The following is a 9,362-nucleotide window of genomic DNA, read 5'->3' as shown; positions in this document are numbered from 1 at the left end:
TGAGGGGAGAACAAGCCAGCTTCATCAAAGCGTTGCTCTGCAGCGAGGCGTCCATGCGTCCAGAGATCTTCAATGCCGGTCTCCGTGTCTTGTCAGCTGCCATCTCCGAGGATGGCGGGAATTGCTGCCTACCCGGCGGTGGGCGATGCAGGGAGCGAAGCGGCTGGTCGCCGGTGCGGTAGTGTCTTGGCCCGTAATCCAATCCCGGGCCGGAGCAAGCTGGGAGAAGATGTGTGACTGAGCCTGCAGCGACTGCCCCGAGCGAGCATGAGGCACTCGGATTGCAAATGCTCTATCCAAGATCAGAGCCGGTCCCATTGTCCGGACTCTACCTTGGGCACGATCTACGATCCCTGCTGCCGGCCTCAGGGGGCTTCGTCTACAGTAACTTCATCACGAGTCTCGATGGCCGGATTGCGCTCCCGAGGGCAGGCAGCACCGAGCACGAGGTGCCGAAGCAGACCGCGAATCCGCGCGATTGGCGTCTCCTGCTCGAGCTTGCGGCGCCAGCGGATGCGATCATCGTCTCGGGCCGGCTCCTTCGCGAGCTGGAGGCCGGCATGGCCCAGGCCTGGCCGGCCTTCAGCGATGGCGGCCCTGAAGACCTGCTCGCGTTTCGCGCTGAGCTCGGGATGCCGGAGCAACCGGCGCTGGTCGTGGTGAGCCGCTCGCTCGAGTTGCCCAGGGGTATCTTGGAGACCCTGGTCAGCCAGCGCCGGGTGATCGTGGCCGGGGTGGCAGCGGCAGCGAGCCAGCGCGCCGACGCGGTGCAGGCGGCAGGGGCCGAGCTGCTCCGGCTTGGCGATCAGGCGGTCGATGCCCGTGACTTGATCGACGCATTGAGCGAGCGTTCCCTCCGCTTGATCTATTCGACGGCCGGCCCCGAGGTGCTGCATCTGCTGCTGCGCGGTCAGGTACTCCAGCGTTTGTATCTCACGATGGTCGCAAGAGTCTTGGCCGGGAGCGATTTTGCGACCCTGGTCCATGGCCCCAGGCTCGAGCCGCCTTGTGATTTCTCGCTGCGTGCGCTCTATTTCGACCCCGCAGGTGCCCACGGCGTAGGCCAGTTACTGCAGGTCTATGATCGCTGTGAGCGTGCTGGAAGGGCCTCTTAGACGGTCACTTAGACGGTCACGGCACAACCGCATTCGAGGCCGATCTCCTGCGGGGCAACCTGTCGGCTGACATGACCCTGGCGTATGTGCAACACCAGCAGGGTGCGCGGGTCGAAGACGATGATGTCCTTGACGCCTTGCGAGAGATAAAAGGCGGGACCGATCTCCAGGTCCTTTGCCTCATAGCCCGGACTCACCACCTCGATCACCGCCTCCGGGATCAGCGTCAGCGCACTGTCCTGCTCCTCCTCGGTGGGCTCACGGCAAAACAGCGATATGTCGGGTCGTTTGAGGCCGTTCGGGAACTGGACGTAGACGTCCAGCGCATGGACACAGGCGCAGTCGACTGCGTCATCGGCGGGGCGAATGCTGCTGCTGATCCGCTCGACATGCTTCTGATGGCGATAGAGGGGCTGCGCCTCCCAAATCGCCAGGCCGTTGACGATCTCTAAGCGGATGCCGAGCTCGTTGGCGTGCAGGAGTCGAGGGTCGATGCTCATGAGGCCTCTTGTGAGGTGATGATCTCAAGCAAAGCTGCACCGCGTAGACTTGCTCGGTCTACGGGTCAGTCTACCTCGGTCTACAGCCGATCTGTCAGTTTAATCGGCTGAGCTTGCTCAAGCATCCGTGCTCCGTCGCTGATCCAAATAGGGGCCGGCCCAGGCCACTTGCAACGCCTGGCTCTGCTCTCCGCATCGAGGGCAAATTGCGTTCGATACAGCCGAACTGGGCTTCGAGAACCGGTCATCGGTTTGCTGCTGATCTCTGGTTGCTCGTGACGGATGATCGCCGGGCGCCTGCTCTGGCGCGAGCGGCCTCCTTGCCTCCGGTGGCGTCGGGCTGACCTTGGTTCAGCTCTTCTTGTCGATCTGGCTCTCGGCCTCTTCCTTGGTCACGCCATAGAGCTCCTGCAAGCGCCCGACGAGCTTGTCGCGCTCGCCATTGATCTTGGCGAGGTCGTCGTCGGTGAGCTTGCTCCACTGGACCTTCAGCTCGCCCTTGGCCTTTTCCCAATTTCCGCGGATTTGCTCCCAATTCATGGTGCCTCCTAACCGCGCGATGCGGTCTCGTTGGGTGAATGACAGGGTTGATCCAGCAAAGACCAAGCCAACCTTGCCGCCAAGCGGAGCAGCACCGCACGCTGTGCGGTCGGCCACGGTCGGCAGCTGCTGCATTCGGGGCATGGCCCGGCCTCGAGGTTCATCCGGGTGGCCGGGAGGGCGGTCGACAGGGCGGCCGGCATCGACGGCTCGGTCTCAAGCGGCTGTACGCCCCCAATCAAGCCAAGCGGGTGCCTGATCTGCACAGCGGCCAACCGCCTTTTCCGGCTTCGAGTGGGGCATTGGCCCACATCGATGGGGCATAGGCACCAATCGGCTCGCAACGGCTCAGCAGTTCACAGGAACCATGCGCGAGCGCGACTGGAGTCTGAGGAAATCGTCGCGCAGCCGTTCCAACCGCCCAAGGAGCTTGTCCCGTTGCGCCTCGTCGAAGGTGGGCTGAAGTTGGAGCAGGAGCTCGGTGAAGGCTTGGCGCAATGCCGGAAGCGCCCGCTCCAATTCCGTCGGCATGTCCGAATAATCGACCAACCAGTCGATCAGGAAGGCCTCGATCTCCTTGCTCTCGGCCCCGCGGCGGAGTAATGCGATCAGCTGCTGGCGCTTCTCGGCACGGTAGGCATACCAGGCGGGAGCGGTGTCCGGGATCGATCGGGTCAGATTGCGTACGATCCCGCGCTGTCTTGAGCTGAGCTCGCCCAACCACCAGCGCAGGTTGTCGACATAGCGCTCCGCGCGCTTCCGGGCGCGGCGGTCAGCGGCCTTGGTTCCGGGCTCGGCGGCGTCCTCTTCGGCCTCCTCTGCAAAGGTCGCGGCGAGCGCGGTGAGCTGCTCGGGGCTCAGGTCTGCCAACAATGGTGCGGCCGCGGCCGAGGCGAGCCGGAAATGGCGCCGATAGATGGTCTCGAACTGATCCAGCAAGCAATCGATGCCCTGGCGGGTAAAGCCTTGTTCGGCGTCGGTCAGTGCGGTGTCGAAGAATGCCGCGAGATACGGTAGCTCTTCGCTGCGGTGCCGCGCCAGTGTCGTGCGGAGTGTCGGCGACCAGGCGCGGCGCTGTTCGGCGTCGAGGCCGAGGTAGTCATCGGCGTAGCCCCCGATGAACAGATCGGCCGTATTGTAGGCGAGCCGGACCGTCGAGCAGCCAGTCGATAACAGCAGCGATGCGCCAAGGAGGAGCCACCAGCTCGCCCTGCTGGGTCGCTGACGCGGTGCGAACGCTGTCCGCAACCGAACAGGTTGAGATGGGAAGGAAACGGTCGGTCGGGGTCGGGCGTGCATTGGCAGATGGAACGGAGAAGGCCGTTGGCACAGTTGCCTAGCCATTGGCACTCGGCGCAGGCTACGCCCGGCATACCGAAGTGGAGACCCCTGATCTAGGCCACTGGTTCCGCATGAGGCTTGCGCGAGCGTTGCCGCGACCGTCTGCCTTGAGGGGCCTTGCTTCATCGGGCCGTTTCCTGACGAGCCCGTTTCCCGGAGAGATTGGAGCTGCCGCGCGCTATCGTGTCCTGATTGCGGTCTCTCGAGGCGGCTTCGCAGCCTTCCTTAAGCCGAGGCCGTAGACCAGCAACACCCCAGCGCCGGCGACCGCCAGACCGACCAGATCGCTAACGATCAATGTGTCGCCGAAGGCTGCCCAGGCCATCAGCATCGTCACCGGCGGGCTGAGATAGAACAGGCTGGCGACGCGGGTCGCCTCTTGGCGGGCCAACAAGCGCCACATCGCCCAGTAGGCACCGAGCGAAACCGGCAGGATCAGCCAGGCCAGGGTCGCCATGAACGGTGGCGTCCAGTCGGTCGCGAAGTCCTCCAGCCACCAGGCCGGTCCGAGCACCGCCAGTGTCGTCGCCAGGCCTTGGAAGAAGAGGGTGGCATCGAGCGGCAGTTCCGTGTTGGTGCCAGCCTTTGCCCAACCGCGCTGAAACAGGCTGGCGATCGTGATCCCGACCACTGATACGAACGGGAACAGATAACCGATCACCGGCACCGGCGAGTCCAACGACAACCGCGCCGCGACCGCGATGGTCACCCCGCTGAAGCCGAGCAGCAATCCTAGCCATTGCCGTAGTCCGGTCCGCTCGCCCAGCACTGGTCCCGCCAGTGCGCCGGTCAAGAGCGGTTGCAGCGCGGTCACCAACGCGACGATCCCGGTCGGTGCGCCCTGTTCCAGGGCAAGCATCACACAGGTGAGCCAGACACCATGCGCGAGGACGCCGACGATTGCCGCATGGCCGACCGCGCGTGCACCCGGCCACCGCAGTCGGCCGCGGACCGTCAGCCAGAGCCCGAGCACCAGTGTCAGCGCCGAGTAGCGCCAGAGCATCAGGGTCCAGGGCCCGGCATTAGGCAAGCCATACTCGGCGCCGATGAAACCGGAGTTCCAGAGCAGTACGAACAGGATCTCGAGACCGACGAGATGAGCGAGAAAACGGGGCATGGGGCTCCTTTGTCCACGGCGACTGTGGGCAAGGCTGTGGATAGAGTTGGGATGCTGCGCGCTGCCGACTGATTTGCCGACGGTTTCGGGATGCCGACGCCAACTTGGTCAGAGACTGATCAACACCGTTCAATCAAGCGCTTACGTTGACCAGTGCCATTTTTAGTCCGACATCGTTGACGAGCATTGTCAAGCCCGGCTTATCCACCAGTGCTGTGGATAACCTGGTGAATAACTGGGTAGGTGATGGTCTCGGGCCCTGTTGTCGTTGGGGTTTTGGGGCCTCCGCGTTCGCTTGGTCCTCAATTGTCCAGCGCGGGATCGACGCCGGCATCTCGATCTGCTACTGCGATCTGGTCATCAGGCATCGAAACGTTTTTCCCCACAAGGTCTTAGGTCGGTTGGGCGAGGTTTTTCACGCTATCCTCTGGGTGACGAGACCTGATTTGTCGGCTACCCGAGGTAACACCGCGATGCCCGATCTGCTTAAATTGACCCTCGCCACGATCCCGGAGGCGTTCTTCCATCGGATTGAGGCACGCATGACCAGCTGTACCGCGATTGCCTATCGCCAGGCTGTGCGTACGCCGCCCGAGGTGCCCGCGTATCGGATGCGCTTGGGGACGACACGCTATTTCGAGCGCAGCGAGGCATTCCGTCTCAGCGCCGAGGATGTCGGGATACCCTGTCGCCACGAGTATGTGAACACGCATGCATTCCCGCTGGCATTGAGTGGCCACTTTCTGATCACCCACGCCAAGGTGGCGCACTGGGGTGAGCCGATCGAGGACAAGGATTACAAGCAGGCGCTGGCACGGCACAACCCCAGCGATGGCGAACAGCTCGCACTCTGGGATGATACCGACCCGGATGCCGGCGTCTTCGCTGTCGTGGTCGTGCGCTATGCCGAGCCAGGGTCGGGGCAGGATGAGTCGGTGCCGATGCGCATCGGCTTCGGCGTGCCGACACGCGATCTCAAGGGTTGGCACTTGCTGCTGACGCTCGAACAGCTCTTTGCTGCCTATGCCGATCAGGTTCCACAGCTGGTCGACCAGGCCAGACCAGTGCTGAAGGCCAAGCGGGGTCGGATGGATACACCGAACAGCCAGTAACACCACAGGACAAGATCTCGATGATGTTTGGAGGATTCCCGGGCTTTGAGGCCACCCAGTTGACCGAAGCGCGGCTGGCCCGGGGGCTGACGCGCGCCGCTCTGGCAGCGGCTGTGGACCGCTCAGCGTCAACCCTGAGCAAGTGGGAGGCGGGGCAGCAGACACCGACCCCCGATGCACTCGAAGCACTGGCGCGAGTCTTGCTCGTGCCGCGGGAGTTCTTCTTCAACGGTCCGTTTGATGCGGGTGAGCGTCCGCGTTTCTTCCGCTCGATGGCGAACGCCACCAAGGGCTCGCGCGAGCGCATCCAGCAGCATCTGTTGTGGCTGCAGCGCATCAGTCATCAGCTGCAGACCTGGGTGGACTTGCCGACCGTGGATCTACCGGACCTCGGCGGCACCGATTTCCGGCTGCTTCAGTCCTGTGAGATCGAGGATGCGGCGGCCTGCCTGCGCGCGCGCTGGCGGCTCGGGCGCGCGCCGATCCCGGATGTCCTGTTGGTGCTGGAGAACGCTGGCATCGTCGTTGGTCGCTGTTCGTTCGCGGCGCCGTCGATCGACGGCGTATCGCATTGGTCGCTGGCAGATGATCGGCCCTATGTGCTGCTGTCGTCGGACAAGCGCGCGGCGGTGCGCTCGCGCTTTGATGCCGCTCATGAGCTCGGGCACCTGGTGCTGCATCGCCACGTGGATGCCGCTGCGCTGACTCAGCGGGATGAGTTCAAGGAGCTGGAGCGGCAGGCGCATCGCTTCGCGAGCGCCTTTTTGCTGCCGTCCGAGGGCTTCGTCAACGAGCTGGCCGAGACCTCACTGGATGTGTTCCAGGCGCTGAAACCGCGCTGGGGGGTATCGATTGCCGCGATGATCTATCGCTGCAAGGACCTCGGACTGATCTCCGAAGGGCATGCCGGGCGATTGTTCAAGGCGAGCAGCGCGCGCGGTTGGGCGCGTCGCGAGCCGGACGACGACCGCTTGGTTGTTGAACGCCCGCGCCTGATGGAGCGCAGCATTCGGCTGCTCTTGACCGAGGGCGGGTTCTCGGTGGACCAGCTGCTCGCGGCATTCGGGCTGGCGCCGGCAGACATCGAGGCCCTGGCAGGCTTGCCGGACGGGCTGCTCTCGCACGGCCCCGCTCAGGTGCTGCTGATGCCGACGCCGCGACCAAAGCCGGCGTGCCCGTCCGAGAGCTGCGCCGAGGTGATCCCGATCCGTGGTGGCTCGTAAAGGGTGCCAGCTGACGAGCAGCAAGCGGCGGTGCGCTGGGAACGGGTTGATGGAACGCGGCTTGGGTACAACCTCCGAGGCGTTATCAATCACGGGATGACCATGAGCATGGCCGAGCTAATCACATTCTTCGATGGCGGCTGCCCACTGTGCAGCCGCGAGATCGCGCATTACCGTAAGATCGATCGCGCTGGGCGGGTCCGTTGGGTCGACATCACCCAGGAACCCAACGCGCTCGCCGCCGCTGGGCTCGACCTGCCGACCGCGATGCGGCGATTGCATGTTCAAGATCCAGAAGGGCGAATGCTAAGCGGCGTCGCTGCATTCGTTGCGATCTGGCGACGGCTTCCGCGCTGGCACTGGCTCGCGCGCCTGGTCAGCGGCTTGCACCTGACCGGTCCGCTCGAATGGGCCTATCGGCGCTTCGCAGAGCGCCGCTTTCGGCAGCGCTGCGCCGATGGAGCCTGCCCTGTCGAGTGAGCAATTTCGAGTGAGCAATTTCGAGTGAGCAATTCTATCGGCCGATAGTCGCGTCCGGCGTCTCCGCTTGCGAGGTCTGACTGACCTCAGCCATCGCGACCCGATTGCGCCCGCCACGTTTGGCGCGGTAGAGCGCCGCGTCGGCGCGGGCGAGGGCGGTATCGATCGTGGTATCGACGCTGCGCAGCGCTGTGACACCAACGCTGATCGTGGCCTTGATAGGTGGACCCTGTGGTGGCTCGACCGGTGTTTGCTCGATGGTCGCGCGCAGACGCTCGGCGAACAACCGCGCGGCGGCTTGATCGGTCTCTGGGAGCAGGATCACGAACTCCTCACCGCCGATGCGCCCGACCTGATCACTGCGGCGCAGCGCGGCGCGCATCAGCATTGCACAGTGGCGCAGGACCACATCACCCTGATGATGGCCGAAGCTGTCGTTGATCTGTTTGAAGTGGTCGAGGTCGATCATCAGCACAGCAGCCTCACGGCCGCTGCTGCGTTTCAGCCGCGCAAGCTCTTCCTCGAGACGGGAGATGAATGCGCGCCGATTCGCCAATCCTGTCAGGTCGTCCTTTGTGGCCTGCTCGAGCAGGGTCGCTTCCAAACGCTTGCGGGTACTGATATCGAGGAAGATGCAGGCAAACTGACCGGGCTGAGGACAGTAGGCGTGGACCTCGAAGGTCTTGTCGAGCGCCTTGGTGTACTGCTCGAAGTCGGCAGACTGACCGCTCATCGCCACCTGTGCATAGGTATCGATCCATACCGGCTCGAGATCGGGCAACACCGCTCTGGCGGTGCAGCCGATCAGCGCCGAGGCGTTCAAGCCCGTGAGCCGCTCGAAGGCGGGATTCACGCTGAGAAAGCGGTAGTCACAAGGCCGCCCGCAGGCGTCGAAGACCAGGTCGTGCAGCGCAAACCCCGACTGCATGGCGTTGAAGAGCTGTCTGAAGCGGTGCTCGCTTGCGCGTAACGCCGCCTCAGCGCGGCGCTGAGCTGTCACGTCTCGTCCGACGCATTGCAGTTCAACCACCAGGCCGCGCTGATCCAAGACCGCTTGATCCGTCCATTGCACCCAACGGACTTCGCCATCGCCCCGACGCACACGGTGCCCGTAGGTCTTGACTGGATGCCCGGCGTGACACTCCTTCAGGCTTTCCGTGACGAAGGCATGCTCGTCCTCAGGGATCAGTGCCATGAAATTGCGTCCGAGAAGCCTGTCTCGCCCTCGCCCGAAGTAGTCACAGTACGCCTGGTTGACGTAAGTGAGTGTTCCATCTGGCAGGGAACGGCATACGAGATCGGGCAACGCCTCAACGATGGCCTTGTAGCGGTCCCGGTCGTGCTGAATCCGCCGCATACCTTCCCTGTGCTCGGTGATGTCGGTGATGAGGCCGTTCCAGAGGACGCTGCCGTCAGGCTCCGGCATCGGGTCAGCCTGGATATGCACCCATTTGACGCGTCCGCTCGGTGTCCGGATTTGGTATTCGTGGTCCCGGGGCGTCCGCTCTCGACTCGCTTGCTCGACGAGAGCCTGATGCGCTGCCCGGTCCTCGGGCAGGAGGCAGCGGGTCAATGCGTTATGGTCGGCATAGGCCTCCTCGACCGGGACTTCGAACAGGGTTTCCGCACCCGGACTGAGATAGCAGAACTGCCAGGTACCATCGGCGCAGACCTTGAATTGGTACACCACGCCGGGGAGGCGGCCGAGGATCGCGTCTGGTGGCGCCGGCGAGCGGCCAGTTGCCTGTCCTAAAGCCGCCTGTCCTAAAGCCGCCGTGTGTCCAACCATGCCCGCCTCCATCAGTCGCCCTTACGTCAGCGCCGGCGCCTCTCTACTCCCAACCAGGCATTTAGAAGCCCTAACGTGCAGGGCGCGGTGCCACACCGGACGATGAATCCCGCGTGATTCACGGTGACAGAATGCCCCCTGTAGC

General features: G+C 63.9%; 9 protein-coding genes. 4 read left to right on the top strand and 5 right to left on the bottom strand.

Features of this window, described 5'->3' with window-relative positions:
• The first annotated feature begins 233 nt into the window (after positions 1 to 233).
• On the top strand, positions 234 to 1,115 hold the full coding sequence (locus CKO40_RS17610; RefSeq protein ID WP_200347759.1) for a dihydrofolate reductase family protein: 882 nt from the start codon (positions 234 to 236) through the stop codon (positions 1,113 to 1,115).
• A gap of 8 nt (positions 1,116 to 1,123) precedes the next feature.
• Here the strand turns inward: CKO40_RS17610 and CKO40_RS17605 are convergent, their stop codons facing one another.
• The 4 genes from CKO40_RS17605 to CKO40_RS17590 all read right to left on the bottom strand — a co-directional run bounded on the left by CKO40_RS17605 (position 1,124) and on the right by CKO40_RS17590 (position 4,613).
• Positions 1,124 to 1,615: a Uma2 family endonuclease gene (locus tag CKO40_RS17605; protein ID WP_200347758.1), complete on the bottom strand. Its 492-nt coding sequence runs from the start codon at positions 1,613 to 1,615 to the stop codon at positions 1,124 to 1,126.
• A 351-nt stretch (positions 1,616 to 1,966) separates the two neighbouring features.
• On the bottom strand, positions 1,967 to 2,155 hold the full coding sequence (locus CKO40_RS17600; RefSeq protein WP_200347757.1) for a CsbD family protein: 189 nt from the start codon (positions 2,153 to 2,155) through the stop codon (positions 1,967 to 1,969).
• Positions 2,156 to 2,503: 348 nt separating this feature from the next.
• Positions 2,504 to 3,403 (bottom strand): DUF6279 family lipoprotein, encoded by a 900-nt coding sequence (locus CKO40_RS17595; protein WP_200347756.1) that lies wholly within the window; start codon positions 3,401 to 3,403, stop codon positions 2,504 to 2,506.
• A 271-nt stretch (positions 3,404 to 3,674) separates the two neighbouring features.
• A complete protein-coding gene (locus CKO40_RS17590) occupies positions 3,675 to 4,613 on the bottom strand; it encodes a DMT family transporter (protein WP_200347755.1) in 939 nt (312 codons plus the stop codon).
• A gap of 473 nt (positions 4,614 to 5,086) precedes the next feature.
• Here CKO40_RS17590 and CKO40_RS17585 point away from each other — a divergent pair, with 473 nt between their 5' ends.
• The 3 genes from CKO40_RS17585 (at position 5,087) to CKO40_RS17575 (ending at position 7,428) form a co-directional block, all read left to right on the top strand.
• Positions 5,087 to 5,725: a hypothetical protein gene (locus CKO40_RS17585; RefSeq protein ID WP_200347754.1), complete on the top strand. Its 639-nt coding sequence runs from the start codon at positions 5,087 to 5,089 to the stop codon at positions 5,723 to 5,725.
• Positions 5,726 to 5,784: 59 nt separating this feature from the next.
• Positions 5,785 to 6,948 carry a helix-turn-helix domain-containing protein gene (locus CKO40_RS17580; protein WP_200347753.1) on the top strand — a complete coding sequence of 388 codons (1,164 nt, stop codon included), beginning with the start codon at positions 5,785 to 5,787 and terminating at the stop codon, positions 6,946 to 6,948.
• 108 nt (positions 6,949 to 7,056) lie between these two features.
• Entirely contained in the window at positions 7,057 to 7,428 is a 372-nt protein-coding gene (locus tag CKO40_RS17575; protein WP_242477149.1) for a thiol-disulfide oxidoreductase DCC family protein, read from the top strand.
• Between the two features lie 34 nt (positions 7,429 to 7,462).
• Here CKO40_RS17575 and CKO40_RS17570 read toward each other — a convergent pair whose 3' ends face one another.
• On the bottom strand, positions 7,463 to 9,217 hold the full coding sequence (locus CKO40_RS17570) for a sensor domain-containing diguanylate cyclase (protein WP_200347751.1): 1,755 nt from the start codon (positions 9,215 to 9,217) through the stop codon (positions 7,463 to 7,465).
• Between the last annotated feature and the right edge of the window lie 145 nt (positions 9,218 to 9,362).

The sequence above is a fragment of the Halochromatium glycolicum genome (assembly GCF_016584085.1).
GTDB classification, from domain to species: domain Bacteria; phylum Pseudomonadota; class Gammaproteobacteria; order Chromatiales; family Chromatiaceae; genus Lamprobacter; species Lamprobacter glycolicus.
The sequence above is the reverse complement of the archived record's forward strand: the minus strand, read 5'-3'. Positions and strand labels throughout refer to the sequence as shown.